Genomic DNA, 13,617 nt, shown 5'->3' on the forward strand with positions numbered 1-13,617 from the left:
AGAACTAGCCGTGGCCGTCCCCAAGCGCAAGATGTCGCGTGCCAACACCCGCATGCGCCGCTCGCAGTGGAAGACCAGCGCGCCGACCCTGGTGGACTGCTCGAACCGGGCCTGCAAGGCCAAGAAGCTGCCCCACATCGCGTGCCCGACCTGCGGCACCTACGACGGCCGCAGCGTCGTCGAGCCTGCCTGATCGGGGTACCGCCATGGCGGGGGGAAAGGCGCCGCGGGAACCGGAACCTGACCGCGCCCAGCTGATCGCCGCGATCGGCATCGACCTTGGCGAGGATCTTCTCACGCTCGCGCTGACCCACCGTTCTTTCGCCTATGAGAACGGTGGGCTGCCGCCCAACGAGCGGTTGGAGTTCCTCGGCGATGCCGTACTCGGCCTCGTTGTGACCGATCACCTTTACCGCACGCATTCGAACCTCGCCGAGGGCCAGCTAGCCAAGCTGCGCGCCAGCGTCGTCAACATGCATGCCCTCGCCTCCGTGGCGCGGGGACTCGGTGACGGTGGCCTCGGCGCACACCTGCTGCTGGGGCGCGGCGAGGAACTCACCGGCGGACGGGACAAGGCCAGCATCCTGGCCGACGGCCTCGAAGCGCTGATCGGTGCGGTCTACCTGCAGCACGGTATCGACATCTCGCGGGCACTCGTGCACCGCCTGTTCGACGACCTGCTGGAGGAGGCCCCACGGCTCGGCGCGGGCCTGGACTGGAAGACCAGCCTCCAGGAACTCACGGCCTCGGCCTCGCTGGGCGTGCCCGAATACCGGGTCGCCGAAGAAGGCCCCGACCACCGCAAGGAGTTCACCGCGACGGCTGTCGTCGCAGGTGACGCCTACGGCAGCGGAGTCGGCCGCACCAAGAAGGAAGCCGAGCAGAAGGCCGCGCAGGCCGCCTACCGCGCCCTCCAGGCCCGTTTCATCGCCGAGGCCGAGCGCACGGAAGCCATCTCCGAGGCCGCCCAAGGCAACGGCGAAGTGGCCGAAGACCCCACCAAGGGCTCCGGCGGCAACGGCGCGGGCCCCCGAGCGGGCACCGCCGAGGCAGGCGACGCCGAAGGCGAAGAAAAGCCCTAGGCCTTGCCCGAGCTACCCGAGGTAGAAGTCGTCAGGAAGGGTCTTGCCGACCACGTGATCGGCAGGACCCTTTCCTGCGTCGAGGTGCTGCACCCGCGCGCCATCCGCCGCCACCTGCCCGGCCCCCTGGACTTCTGCGCCCGCCTCCAGGGCCGCGTCCTCACCGCCGCCCGCCGCCGAGGCAAGTACCTCTGGCTCGAACTGGACGACCCTGAGCCCGGCTCCGACGCCGTCATCCTGCACCTGGGTATGAGCGGCCAGCTACTGGTCCAGGCCGTCGGCACAGCCGACGAGAAGCACCTCCGCATCCGCCTGGACTTCGCCGATGACGGCCCCCAGCTGCGCTTCGTGGACCAACGCACCTTCGGCGGCCTGCACCTCGCCGAACTCGTCCCGGTACTCGACCCATCCGCCCCGGCGGGCGGGCCGTCCAGAAGCGGGGGACCGCCCGACCTGCCCGCGAGCGTCGAACTGCTCCCCGAGCCCATCGCGCACATCGCCCGCGACCCGCTCGACCCCCTCTTCGACCCCGACCACTTCGTCACCGCCCTGCGCCGCCGCCGCACCGGCATCAAACGCGCCCTCCTGGACCAGACACTGGTCTCCGGAATCGGCAACATCTACGCCGACGAATCCCTCTGGCGCGTCGGCCTGCACTGGGCCCGCCCCACCGCCACCCTCCCCAAGGCCAAAGCCGCCGAACTCCTCGCCGCGGCCACCGATGTCATGACCGAGGCCCTCCAGGTCGGCGGCACCTCCTTCGACGCGCTCTACGTCAACATCAACGGCCAGTCCGGCTACTTCGACCGGTCTCTGAACGTCTACGGCCAGGAAAACCAGCCCTGCCCCCGCTGCGGCACCCCCATCCGCCGCGACCCGTTCATGAACCGCTCCTCCTACACCTGCCCCCGCTGCCAGCCCCTCCCACGCAACCCCCACCCCTGACGGCCATCCCCGCTTCAGCGCCCTAATCTCGGAAACCCGAATCGGCATGGTGCGCCCCCAGGGGGTCATGATGTCGTCCCAGGGGGCCATGATGTCGCCGCAGGTGCGCATGGTGTCGCCCCAGGGGGATAGGCGTTCTGAGCAGCCCCCGATCTCCAGCCTAGCCTGGAGCACCGACAGAACCGGGAGAGAAGTCGATCTTGAATTGATCGCTTCAGCTCGGTCAAGATAAGCACCTCCCGCTGCCGCTGCCGCTGTCCTAGTCCCCAGCCTCCAGTCCCGGCTGCAACCCCAGCCCTAGTCCCCAGCCTCCAGTCCTGGTCCCCAACTCCATGCCTCAGCTCCAGCCTCCAGCCCCGGCCGCAGCCCTAGTGCCAGCCCTAGCCCTAGTGCTAGCCCCAGCCCCAGCCCAGCCCCAGGCCCCAGCTCCAGCCGCAGTTTCAGTCCCAGTCCAGTCCATAGCCGCAGCGCCAACCGCAATCGCGGCCGCTCCGGTTGGCGAGGTGCGTCCAAGCACACTAGTGCGCATTGCGTGGTAGTGTCTGCGGCGTAGGAGTGCCGCTGGGAGGGTGGATGGACACGAGTCAACTGCTCAAGGGGGTGCTCGACCTTGCCGTGCTGGCGGTGCTGCGCGGGGAGGACGGGTACGGGTATGACGTGCTGCGGCGGCTGCGGACCGCTGGGCTGGACGAGGTCGGCGACGCCTCGGTCTACGGGACGCTGCGGCGGCTCTACCGGGGCGGGCTGCTGAACTCCTATGTGGTGCCCAGCGAGGAAGGCCCGCACCGCAAGTACTACAGCCTCAACGATCAGGGCCGCTCGCGGCTCGAGGAATCAACACACACCTGGCAGTCCTTTGCCAAGACGATGACAGAACTGGTGGGGGAGGCGGCATGAGCGCCATCGAGGAAACCGCAGTCACCGACTACCGTGCCCGCGTCAAGGTGGCGCTCGACGACGTGCCCGCCGCCGAGCTTGAGGAGATCCTGGAGGATCTCGACGGCCACCTCGCCGCCGTCGCGAACGAACTCGGGCCGGACATCAGCACCGCCGCGTTGATCACCAAGTTGGGCACGCCCGAGACCTACGCGGCCGAACTGCGGGCCGCGGCCGGGCTGCCCGCCGTCGACGTGGTGGCCAAGCAGCAGCAGACCACCACCGAGACCCAGGCGAACCTCGCGCTGTACTGCATCGCGTTCGCCGCGATCTTCGCCTTCCTCGGCGCCACCTTCGGCGACGACGGCATGGCCCTGCTGCTGTTCGTCGCCGTGGTGTTCGCCGCGGTCGCGGCCTGGTTCGTCTACCGCAGCGGCGTGCCCGCCATCGCGGAGCTTCCGCCGGTGGTCAAGGTCCGCGAGTGGCGGGAGCGCCAGAACGGGACCCCGGTCGGGGCATCGATCGACTTCTTCGCCAGCCTCCAGACCGTCTGGTGGCTGGCCCGCGCCGTGGTCGCGGCGCTGCTCGTGACGTGGGTCCTGGGCGTCAACTTCGTCGGCGGGGTGCTGATCGGCCTGCTGGCCGTCGTGATCTCGGTGTGGCTGGGCTACCGCACCCGCACCGACCGCCGCCTCATCTGGTTCATCGTGCCCGCCAACGCCTTCGCCATCGGCATGCTGCTGTTCCTCGGCGGCTCCTACCACCTGCCCGGCTACTACCTGGCGGGCGGCAGTTCCGCACCCACCACCTACTCCCCGCCGGGCCTGAGCCTGGACGGCAACCACGTCCAGAACATCTTCGTCTACGGGCCGGACGGCAAGCTGGTGCCGGAGGCCAACCTGTACGACGAGCGGGGCAACCCGATCGCGGTGCGTGTCGAGCGCTGCCGGTACGACAACAACGAGGAAACCAAGCGCAACCGGTTCCCGCAGCCCACCACCGAATACGGGTCCAACGGCTGCCGCGAGATCCAGCCGACTGCTCCATTCGAGACCGTCGTACCGGCCAAAACGGGCTCATCGGTAACGCCGACGCCCACAACCACGACGACTCAACCAGCTACCCCCATTCCGCCCACGGGCTGAACGGGCGTCAGAGGGCACCGCGCCCCGCCGTGCATCGGGGGCATGGCGGGACGCGATGCTCTGCTTCAGACCGTGACATCCTCGGTCAGCTTGCGCAGCAGCGGCGCCGCGGCCATCAGCGTCCGCTGCTCATCGTCGGACAACTCGCGCATCCGCTCCGCCAACAGCGCCGCCTGCCCGTGCGCCATCGCGTTGATCCGCTTCTGTCCGCGCTCGGTGAGCGTCACCAGCACCGCCCGGCCGTCATCGGGGTCGGGCTCCCGCCGGACCAGGCCGCCGGGCTCCATGTTGGTGACCACCGTCGTCGCGGTGGGCTGCGAGCACGGCACCTTGTTGGCCAGCTCACCCAGCCGCATCGGGCCCTGCTCGGACAGCACTGCCAACACGATCAGATGAGTGGGCGGCAGATCGGAGGTCGGCAGTCCGCGGCGGAGGCTGCGAATGAGTCGATGCACCGCGAGCACCACCGCGAGCGCGTCCTGTTCGGTGACCTGCTGCGCCACCACCCTGCACCTCCGAGTTCGGTTTTGTCTGCTTCGTCTATTCAGGACAGTTTCAGAATCGGATGGTGCATGTCCAGCCGGACCGGCATATCCGGCATCCGTTTGAGCAAAGTGCGATTCATTGAGCCAACATTCGACGGCATTTCTTGCACTGTCCGGCGTAGCTTCTGGCCAGTTGGACAATTGTGCCGCCTCATGACCCGTGTGGCGGAGATCGCTTGCCCGCGAGTCGAGCCTCACCGTGAATACGCACTCCACCGGCCGGTGATCACAAAATGGCACCGTACCCGCGCACGGGAACGCGGCGGGCGCACCTCCTGGAGAAGGCGCCCGCCGCGCTCGGGAGGGGCTAGAGGCGCTCGATGCCGTAGCGCTGCGCGTTGATCGAGACCGGCATCGCGGGGGTGCTGCTGCCGTCCGGGGAGACGAGCACCGCCTTGCCCTCGGACATCAGGGTGTCGCCCTTGATGGTCGCCTTGTGATAGGCGCGCACCTCGCCGATATAGGTGCCGTTGGTGACGACGAAGTGCCGGATGCTGAACTCCAGCGTGTTCGGGCCGAGCGGGGCCCAGGACCCGGCGGCGGGGTCGCCGTCGGAGTTGATGTGCACGACACCGTCCGCCTGGAAGGTGGCGATGAGCTGGGCCGACGAGTCCGGCCGTGCGTTGGTGCCGCGCCAGTTGCCGATGGCCGGGTGCATGCGGGGACGCGAGGCCCCGGCGGGGGTCGCGCCTGCGAGCAGGCCCGCGGTGGTCAGGGCGCCCGCGCCGCCGACCGTCCGCAGCAGGCTCCGCCTGTCAACGGCATCGCCCACGGCGAATCACCTCCTGAGATTGTTGATCATGTGCCTACACGGTTCCCTAACGCGCTGGAGAACCGCTGGAGCCCGGCCCGCGCAGGCGCGGATAACGGCTTGGTAACCAGGCGTTATGCGGTCTTTGCCGATCATGTCGGGCTGGAGACGGCTGTCACCCGGCGCGTCAGGATCCCGTAAGTGAGTGCCTCGGGCGTGTCAAGGAGTCGTTAGCCGCCCTCGGACCGGCGTTTGCGACCTGCACCCTGGCCTGAACCGGCTGCCGACGGCGGCAGCCCGACCGGACGAGAGGAGCGCGGTGCAGATGGCCGATATGGCCTTTGCCGTGCTGTTGATCGCCGTTTTCCTCGGCCTCGCGTTGACGCTGCGAGGTTTCGAGCGGCTGTGACAACTTCACTGGGGACGCGTCACGAGGAGTTCTGGGGACGCACATGACTGATCTGTTGGCAAACACCGCGGGCGGCATCCTCGCCCTGCTGTTGATCGCCTATCTCTTCGTGGCACTGATTCGGCCGGAGAAATTCTGATGTCTTCCACCGCGGCCGGCCTGGTGCAGGTCGGCCTTCTTCTCGCTGCGCTGGCACTGGTGTACAAGCCGCTGGGCGAGTACATGGCCAAGGTCTACACCAGCAGCAGACACACCCGCCTGGAGCGGGTGATCTACCGCCTGGTCCGGGTCGACCCCGACTCCGAGCAGCGCTGGAGCGCCTACGCGGCAGGCGTGCTCGGCTTCTCGTTCGCCTCCATCGCCTTCCTGTACCTGATGCAGCGCCTCCAGCCGCTGCTGCCGCTGGACTTCGGCCGCGGCGCGGTGGAGCCCGGCATCGCGTTCAACACCGCGGTCAGCTTCGTGACCAACACCAACTGGCAGTCCTACGTGCCGGAGGCGGTGCTCGGCCACACCGTGCAGCTGGCCGGGCTGACCGTGCAGAACTTCGTCTCCGCCGCGGTCGGCATGGCCGTCGCGGTGGCGCTGGTGCGCGGCTTCACCCGCGCCAAGACCGACCGGCTGGGCAACATCTGGGTGGACATCACCCGCGGCACGCTGCGCGTCCTGTTGCCCGGAGCGGCCATCGCCGCCGTGCTGCTGGTCGCGCTCGGCACGGTGATGAGCCTGTCCTCGGGCGTCACAGTGACCGGCGTGGACGGGCAGGAGCACACCATCGCGCTGGCGCCCATCGCCTCCCAGGAGGCCATCAAGGAACTGGGCACCAACGGCGGCGGCATCATGAACGCCAACTCCGCGCACCCGTTCGAGAACCCCAACGCCTGGACGAACCTGCTGGAAATCTTCCTGCTGCTGGTGATCCCGGTCTGCCTGACCCGCACCTTCGGCCGCCTGGTCGGCCAGCCCAAGCAGGGCCACGTGCTGCTCGCCGTGATGGGCACCATCTGGGCCGGGCTGTTCGCCATCGCGCTGTGGGCGGAGACCAGCACCGGTGGGATCGCGCGACAGGCCGCGGGAGCGGCGCTGGAGGGCAAGGAGATCCGCTTCGGCATCCCGTCCTCGGTGCTGTTCGCCGTGTCCACCACCGGCACCTCCACCGGCGCCGTCAACTCCCTGCACGACAGCTACAGCGGTCTCGGCGGCGGCGTGCTGATGCTGAACATGCTGCTCGGCGAGGTCGCGCCCGGCGGGGTCGGCGCGGGCCTGTACGGCATGCTGGTGCTGGCCGTGATCGCGGTGTTCCTCGCCGGTCTGATGGTCGGCCGCACGCCTGAGTACCTGGGCAAGAAGCTGGGGCGCCGGGAGGTCACGGCGGCGGCGATCTCGCTGCTGGCCATGCCAACCGTGGTGCTGCTCGGCGCCGGTCTCGCCCTCGCGTTGCCCTCCACCGTGAACGCGTTGAACAACGACGGCGCGCACGGGCTGTCCGAGGTGCTGTACGCGTTCGCCTCGGCGGGCAACAACAACGGCAGCGCCTTCGCCGGCCTCACCGTGACCAGCGACTTCTTCCAGTCCGCCCTCGGGGTGGCGATGCTCATCGGCCGCTTCGTGCCGATTCTGGCGGTGCTCGCACTGGCCGGGTCGCTCGCCGAGCAGAAGCAGCACCCGCCCACCGCGGGCACCCTGCCCACCTCCGGCCCGCTGTTCGCGGGCATGTTGGGCGGCACCGTCATCCTCGTCGCCGCGCTGACCTTCCTCCCCGCGCTGGCACTCGGCCCGATCGCGGAGGCCCTGGCATGAGCACCACCCTGGAACACCGTCCCGTGGAAACCCCGCCGCAGCCCAGCAGGGTCGCCGCGGGCGCGTTCAGCCCCCGCCAGCTGGTGGCCTCGCTGCCGGACGCGCTGCGCAAGCTCGACCCCCGCCACCAGGCCCGCAACCCCGTCATGTTCGTGGTGTGGGTCGGCTCGGTGCTGGTCACCGTGCTGGCCATCGCCGAACCGGGGGTGTTCAGCTTCCTGGTCGCGGGCTGGCTGTGGTTCACCGTCCTGTTCGCCAACCTTGCCGAAGCGGTCGCCGAAGGCCGCGGCAAAGCTCAAGCCGAATCGCTGCGGCGCGCCAAGAAGGAGGCCGTCGCCCGCAGGCTCCGCGAGGACGGCACCGAGGAGTCCGTGCCCGGCACCCAGCTCCGCGTCGGCGACCTGGTGGTCGTGGAGGCCGGGCAGGTCATCCCCGGCGACGGCGACGTGGTCGAGGGCATCGCCACCGTGGACGAGTCGGCGATCACCGGCGAGTCCGCGCCGGTCATCCGCGAATCCGGCGGCGACCGCTCGGCGGTCACCGGCGGCACCACCGTGCTGTCGGACCGGGTCGTGGTGCGGATCAGCACCAAACCCGGCGAGTCGTTCGTGGACCGCATGATCGCGTTGGTGGAAGGCGCGCAGCGGCAGAAGACACCGAACGAGGTCGCGCTGACGATCCTGCTGTCCACCCTTACCATCATCTTCCTGCTCGCGGTGGTCGCGCTCCAGCCGATGGCCGGGTACTCCGGCGGGCTGCTGTCGGTGATCGTGCTGACCGCGCTGCTGGTCTGCCTCATCCCCACCACCATCGGCGGGCTGCTCTCCGCCATCGGCATCGCGGGCATGGATCGGCTGGTGCAGCGCAACGTGCTCGCCAAATCGGGCCGCGCCGTCGAGGCGGCGGGCGATGTGGACACGCTGCTGCTGGACAAGACCGGCACCATCACCTTCGGCAACCGGCGCGCCACCGAACTGCTGCCCGTGGGCGGCGTGTCCACCGCCGAACTCGCCGCCGCGACCCGGCTGTCCAGCCTGGCCGACGAGACGCCCGAAGGCCGCAGCATCGTGGACCTCTGCGTCGCCGAACACGGCCTGGCGGCCGAACCCGACGCGGTGGAGCGGGCCGGGGAGTTCGTGCCGTTCACCGCGCAGACCAGGATGAGCGGCATCGACCTCGGCGGCAGGCAGATCCGCAAGGGCGCCGCCGGTTCGGTCGCGGTGTGGGTGCGCACCAACGGCGGCACCGTGCCGTCCGAAGTGGACGACCTCGCCGACCGCATCTCCGCCCAGGGCGGCACGCCGCTGGTGTGCGCGGAGGACAACCGCGTGCTCGGCGTGATCCGGCTGTCCGACGTGGTCAAGCCCGGTATGGCGGAGCGGTTCGCCGAACTGCGCGCCATGGGCATCCGCACGATCATGGTGACCGGCGACAACCCGCTGACCGCCAAGGCCATCGCCGAGGAAGCGGGCGTCGACGACTACCTCGCCGAGGCCAAACCCGAGGACAAGCTCGCGCTGATCAAACGCGAGCAGGAGGGCGGGCGGCTGGTCGCCATGACCGGCGACGGCACCAACGACGCGCCCGCCCTGGCCCAGGCTGACGTCGGCGTCGCGATGAACACCGGCACGGCCGCCGCCAAGGAGGCCGGGAACATGGTCGACCTGGACTCCGACCCCACCAAGCTGATCGAGATCGTGGAGATCGGCAAACAGCTGTTGATCACCCGCGGCGCGCTGACCACGTTCAGCATCGCCAACGACCTCGCGAAGTACTTCGCGATCCTGCCCGCCATGTTCGTGGCCATCTACCCGCAACTGGACAAGATCAACATCATGCGACTGGCCACCCCCGCCTCGGCCATCACCTCCGCGGTGGTCTTCAACGCGCTGGTCATCGTCGCGTTGATCCCGCTGGCGTTGAAAGGCGTGCGGTACCGGCCGTCCTCGGCCGTCACGCTGCTGCGCCGCAACCTGCTCATCTACGGCCTCGGCGGCATCGCCACGCCCTTCCTGGGCATCTGGCTGATCGACCTCGTAGTCCGCTTCATCCCTGGAATCGGGTGATCACCATGCGTTGGACAACCGCGTTTCTGCGCCAGAGCGGCGCAGGCCTGCGACTGCTGCTGGTCATGACCGTGCTCACCGGCGTCATGTACCCGCTGACCATCTGGGGCTTCTCCCGGCTGCCCGGTCTGCATGCGAACGCCGAGGGCTCCATCGTCCGCGTCAACGGCCTGCCGGTGGGCTCGGAGCTGGTCAACGTCACCAGCGCCGACGACCGCTTCTTCCGCGGCAGGCCCGCCGCGGCGGCGGAGGAACCCCTCGGCGGCGGCGACCCCACCACCTCCGGCGGCTCCAACAAGGCCATGGACAACACCAAGCTGGCCGCACTCATCGAGGAGCGCCGCAAGCTCATCGCGGCGACCGACGGTGTGCGCCCCAACCAGGTGCCCGCCGACGCCGTGACGGCCTCAGGCTCCAGCCTGGACCCGCACATCAGCCCCGAATACGCCCTGCTCCAAATCCCTCGGGTGGCCCGAACCAACGGCCTCACTCAGGATCAGGTGCGAAGCCTGGTCACCGCCCACATCCAGGGCCGTGACCTCGGTTTCGTCGGCGAGCCACGGGTCAACGTCGGGGAGTTGAATAGAGCACTGGCAACTTTTCGCAGGTAGAACACCGTGAGTGGTAGAGATCGGTCGCCACTCACGGACCAGGAGGTGTGGTGGAACAGGCGGGCAGGCGGCGGGGGGAGCTGCGGATCTACCTCGGTGCCGCGCCGGGCGTCGGCAAGACCTTCGCGATGCTCGGCGAGGCCCGTCGGCGTGCCGACCGCGGCACCGACGTGGTGGTCGGGTTCGTGGAAACGCACGGCAGGGCGAAGACGGAGGCGCTGCTGGAGGGGCTCGACGTGGTGCCGCGGCGGCGCGTCGAGCACCGCGGCGTGGAGTTCGCCGAGCTGGACACCGACGCCGTGCTGGCGCGGGCGCCGCAGGTCGCGCTGGTGGACGAACTGGCGCACACCAACGCGCCCGGTTCGGAGCGGGAGAAGCGCTGGCAGGACATCGAGCTGCTGCTCGAAGCGGGCATCGACGTGCTGTCCACGGTCAACGTGCAGCACCTGGAATCCCTCAACGACGTGGTGGAGCGCATCACCGGCGTGCGGCAGCGCGAAACCGTGCCGGACGAGTGGGTGCGCCGCGCCGAACAGGTTGAACTGGTCGACATCACCCCGGAGGCGCTGCGGCGGCGGATGGCGCACGGCAACATCTACCCGGCGCACAAGGTCGACGCCGCGCTGTCCAACTACTTCCGCCCCGGCAACCTCACCGCCCTGCGCGAACTCGCGCTGCTGTGGGTGGCCGACCAGGTCGACGTCGCGCTCCAGCGCTACCGGGCCGAGCAGCGCATCACCGACACCTGGGAGACCCGCGAACGCGTCGTGGTGGCGATCACCGGCGGCCCGGAGAGCGAAACGCTGATCCGCCGCGGCCGCCGCATCGCCCACCGCGCGGGCGCCGACCTGCTCGTCGTGCACGTGTTGCGCGGCGACGGGCTGGCCGGGCCGTCCCCGTACGCCATCTCCCGCGCCCGCAAGCTCGCCGACGCGGTCGGCGCCACCTTCCACTCCGTGGTCGGTGAGGACGTGCCGACCGCGCTGCTGGACTTCGCCCGCGGCGTGAACGCCACCCAGCTTGTGCTGGGCACCTCCCGCCGCGCCCGGCTGGCCAGGCTCTTCGACGAGGGGATCGGCGCCTCCGTGGTGCAGGCTTCGGGTCCGATCGACGTGCACATGGTGACCCACCCCGAATCGCGGCAGCCGCTGCGCATCGGGTCCTCGCGCAGCGCGATGCCCACGCGGCGGATCGCGCTCGGCTGGCTGCTGGCGCTCGTGCTGCCCGCGGTGCTCACCGCCGCCGGGGTGCTCTTCCGCGACCACCTGGTGCTGTCCACCGACATGGTCGGGTACCTACTGGCCACCGTGATCGTCGCGCTGGTCGGCGGGCTGGGACCCGCCCTGCTGGCGGCGGCGTTGAGCGCGCTGGCCCTGAACTACTTCTTCACCCCGCCGCTGTACACATTGGACATCGACACCCAGCAGAACGTGATCACGTTGCTCGCGATGCTCCTCGTCGCCGTCCTGGTGGCGCTGGTCGTGGACCGGGCGGCGCGGCGGTCCGAACAGGCCGCCAGGGCACGCACCGAGGCCGCGCTGCTGGCCTCCTACGCCCGGATCGTGCTGACCCACGAGGACCCGGTGCAGGAACTCCTGGTGCAGATCCGGGAGAACTTCGGCCTCACCTCGGTGAGCCTGCTGGAGCGCCGCGGCAAGGGCTGGCGCCGGGTGGCGTCGGCGGGCCACACGCCCGCGACCACCCCCGATGACGCCGACACCGCGGTGCCCATCACCGCCGATGTGCAACTCGCGCTGCGGGGCGGCACGCTGGCCGCCGCGGACCGCAGGGTCGTGGAGACCGCGGCCGGTCAGGCGCTGCTCGCGCTGCGCCAGCAGCGGCTCGCCGCCGACGCGCTGGCCGCGCGGCAGCGCGCCGACACCACCGAACTGCGCACCGCGCTGCTCTCGGCGGTCGGCCACGACCTGCGGACACCGCTCACCTCCATCAAGGCGTCCATCGGCAGCCTCCGCGACGGTGACCTGCCGCTGTCCGAACAGGACAGAGCGGAGCTGATGGAGACCATCGAGGAGTCCGCGGACCGGCTCACCGCGCTGGTGGGCAACCTGCTGGACTCCTCCCGCCTGGCCACCGGCGCGGTCCGCCCCCAGTACCGCGACGTCGGTTACTACGAGGTGGTCGCCCGTGCGTTGCGCAGCCTGGACGAGCGGCGCAGGCTGGTCGCGGTGCACGTGGACGAGCGGCTGCCGTTGCTCAGCGCCGACGTCGGCCTGCTGGAGCGGGTCATCGCCAACGTCGTGGACAACGCCCTGCGCCACGGGCGCCCGTCCGATATCGGCGACGGTGAGCCGTACGTGGTGGTGCGCGCCAGTGCGCACGCGGGCACGGTGGAACTGCGGGTCACCGACCACGGGCCCGGTTTGCCCAAGGGCGCGGCCGAAGAGGTGTTCGCCCCATTCCAGCGGCTGGGCGACCGCAGTCCCAGCAGTGGCGTTGGTCTCGGACTGTCGGTGGCCAAAGGGTTCACCGAGGCGATGAACGGGACCATCAGGGCGGAAGACACCCCGGGCGGTGGTTTGACCGTAGTCATCTGCTTGCCCGCTGCTTTACCGTCCACGGTGGACAACACTGGGGTCACGCATGGCACGGAGGCGAGAGCATGACAAAGGTGCTCGTGATCGATGACGAACCCCAGATCGTGCGCGCGCTGCGGATCAACCTCACCGCCCGCGGGTACGAGGTGCTGACCGCGCACGACGGGAACGCCGCGCTGCGCGCCGCGGTGGACGGCAAGCCCGATGTGGTGGTGCTCGATCTGGGTCTGCCCGATGTGGACGGCACCGAGGTGATCGCCGGGCTGCGCGGCTGGACCAGCGTGCCGATCATCGTGCTGTCCGCCCGCACCGACTCGGTGGACAAGGTGCACGCGCTGGACGCGGGCGCCGACGACTACGTGACCAAGCCCTTCGGCATGGACGAGTTGCTGGCGCGGCTGAGGGCCGCCGTGCGGCGGGCCACCGTCTCCGCCGACGACGAGCAGGCCATCGTGGAGACCGCGTCGTTCACTGTCGACCTGGCGGCCAAGAAGGTGCACCGCGAGGACAAAGAGGTGCACCTGACGCCCACCGAGTGGGGTGTGCTGGAGGTGCTGGTGCGGGCCCGCGGGAAGCTGGTGTCGCAGAAGCAGTTGCTCCAGGAGGTCTGGGGTCCCGCGTACGCCACCGAGACGCACTACCTTCGGGTGTATCTGGCTCAGTTGCGGCGGAAGCTGGAACCCGAACCCTCACGTCCGCGTCATCTGGTGACGGAAGCAGGTATGGGTTACCGCTTCGAAACCTGACGGACACTCGGAGTGTGCGTTGTATTGCACTTCATCACCGGATCGTGGACTTGCCTGTTGTAATTTCAGGTGGCTACTCTCGGTTA

13 protein-coding genes are annotated in these 13,617 nt (G+C 69.6%); 11 read left to right on the plus strand and 2 right to left on the minus strand.

Annotated elements, in window-relative coordinates:
- The first annotated feature begins 10 nt into the window (after positions 1 to 10).
- The 5 genes from rpmF (at position 11) to ACU6XJ_RS17870 (ending at position 4,048) form a co-directional block, all read left to right on the plus strand.
- A complete protein-coding gene (gene rpmF / locus ACU6XJ_RS17850; RefSeq protein WP_476312654.1) occupies positions 11 to 193 on the plus strand; it encodes a 50S ribosomal protein L32 in 183 nt (60 codons plus the stop codon).
- Positions 194 to 206: 13 nt separating this feature from the next.
- Positions 207 to 1,082, plus strand: a complete 876-nt coding sequence (gene rnc, locus ACU6XJ_RS17855) for a ribonuclease III (protein ID WP_476312657.1) — start codon at positions 207 to 209, stop codon at positions 1,080 to 1,082.
- Between the two features lie 3 nt (positions 1,083 to 1,085).
- On the plus strand, positions 1,086 to 2,027 hold the full coding sequence (gene mutM, locus ACU6XJ_RS17860; protein WP_476312659.1) for a bifunctional DNA-formamidopyrimidine glycosylase/DNA-(apurinic or apyrimidinic site) lyase: 942 nt from the start codon (positions 1,086 to 1,088) through the stop codon (positions 2,025 to 2,027).
- 573 nt (positions 2,028 to 2,600) lie between these two features.
- Complete coding sequence (locus ACU6XJ_RS17865; protein ID WP_476312662.1) at positions 2,601 to 2,924, plus strand: PadR family transcriptional regulator; 324 nt, start codon at positions 2,601 to 2,603, stop codon at positions 2,922 to 2,924.
- Positions 2,921 to 4,048 (plus strand): HAAS signaling domain-containing protein, encoded by a 1,128-nt coding sequence (locus ACU6XJ_RS17870; protein WP_476312664.1) that lies wholly within the window; start codon positions 2,921 to 2,923, stop codon positions 4,046 to 4,048. Before ACU6XJ_RS17865 ends, ACU6XJ_RS17870 begins: the two co-directional genes overlap by 4 nt.
- A 65-nt stretch (positions 4,049 to 4,113) precedes the next feature.
- Here ACU6XJ_RS17870 and ACU6XJ_RS17875 read toward each other — a convergent pair whose 3' ends face one another.
- Positions 4,114 to 4,551 carry a MarR family winged helix-turn-helix transcriptional regulator gene (locus ACU6XJ_RS17875; RefSeq protein WP_476312666.1) on the minus strand — a complete coding sequence of 146 codons (438 nt, stop codon included), beginning with the start codon at positions 4,549 to 4,551 and terminating at the stop codon, positions 4,114 to 4,116.
- A gap of 349 nt (positions 4,552 to 4,900) precedes the next feature.
- Positions 4,901 to 5,365, minus strand: a complete 465-nt coding sequence (locus ACU6XJ_RS17880) for a hypothetical protein (protein WP_476312668.1) — start codon at positions 5,363 to 5,365, stop codon at positions 4,901 to 4,903.
- Positions 5,366 to 5,796: 431 nt separating this feature from the next.
- On the opposite strand from ACU6XJ_RS17880, the gene kdpF reads away from it, so the two are divergent.
- Genes kdpF through ACU6XJ_RS17910 form a run of 6 tightly spaced genes read left to right on the plus strand, consistent with a single transcriptional unit; the run spans position 5,797 to position 13,531 of the window.
- A complete protein-coding gene (gene kdpF, locus ACU6XJ_RS17885; protein ID WP_476312670.1) occupies positions 5,797 to 5,892 on the plus strand; it encodes a K(+)-transporting ATPase subunit F in 96 nt (31 codons plus the stop codon).
- Entirely contained in the window at positions 5,892 to 7,553 is a 1,662-nt protein-coding gene (gene kdpA / locus ACU6XJ_RS17890; protein WP_476312673.1) for a potassium-transporting ATPase subunit KdpA, read from the plus strand. Before kdpF ends, kdpA begins: the two co-directional genes overlap by 1 nt.
- Positions 7,550 to 9,619, plus strand: coding sequence for a potassium-transporting ATPase subunit KdpB (kdpB, locus tag ACU6XJ_RS17895; protein WP_476312675.1), 2,070 nt, complete (start codon positions 7,550 to 7,552; stop codon positions 9,617 to 9,619). Before kdpA ends, kdpB begins: the two co-directional genes overlap by 4 nt.
- 5 nt (positions 9,620 to 9,624) lie before the next feature.
- Positions 9,625 to 10,230: a potassium-transporting ATPase subunit C gene (locus tag ACU6XJ_RS17900; protein WP_476312678.1), complete on the plus strand. Its 606-nt coding sequence runs from the start codon at positions 9,625 to 9,627 to the stop codon at positions 10,228 to 10,230.
- Positions 10,231 to 10,280: 50 nt separating this feature from the next.
- On the plus strand, positions 10,281 to 12,854 hold the full coding sequence (locus tag ACU6XJ_RS17905; RefSeq protein ID WP_476314082.1) for a DUF4118 domain-containing protein: 2,574 nt from the start codon (positions 10,281 to 10,283) through the stop codon (positions 12,852 to 12,854).
- Positions 12,851 to 13,531: a response regulator gene (locus ACU6XJ_RS17910; protein ID WP_476312681.1), complete on the plus strand. Its 681-nt coding sequence runs from the start codon at positions 12,851 to 12,853 to the stop codon at positions 13,529 to 13,531. The genes ACU6XJ_RS17905 and ACU6XJ_RS17910 overlap by 4 nt, the downstream gene beginning before the upstream one ends.
- Positions 13,532 to 13,617: the final 86 nt, after the last annotated feature.

Source organism: Actinorectispora metalli (assembly GCF_056323685.1).

Bases quoted from the DNA above. Each gene is read 5' to 3' on its own strand.
- kdpF (WP_476312670.1), top strand. From the start codon at position 5,797: ATGACTGATCTGTTGGCAAACACCGCGGGCGGCATCCTCGCCCTGCTG.
- ACU6XJ_RS17910 (WP_476312681.1), top strand. From the start codon at position 12,851: ATGACAAAGGTGCTCGTGATCGATGACGAACCCCAGATCGTGCGCGCG.
- ACU6XJ_RS17865 (WP_476312662.1), top strand. From the start codon at position 2,601: ATGGACACGAGTCAACTGCTCAAGGGGGTGCTCGACCTTGCCGTGCTG.
- rnc (WP_476312657.1), top strand. From the start codon at position 207: ATGGCGGGGGGAAAGGCGCCGCGGGAACCGGAACCTGACCGCGCCCAG.
- kdpA (WP_476312673.1), top strand. From the start codon at position 5,892: ATGTCTTCCACCGCGGCCGGCCTGGTGCAGGTCGGCCTTCTTCTCGCT.
- ACU6XJ_RS17900 (WP_476312678.1), top strand. From the start codon at position 9,625: ATGCGTTGGACAACCGCGTTTCTGCGCCAGAGCGGCGCAGGCCTGCGA.
- kdpB (WP_476312675.1), top strand. From the start codon at position 7,550: ATGAGCACCACCCTGGAACACCGTCCCGTGGAAACCCCGCCGCAGCCC.
- ACU6XJ_RS17870 (WP_476312664.1), top strand. From the start codon at position 2,921: ATGAGCGCCATCGAGGAAACCGCAGTCACCGACTACCGTGCCCGCGTC.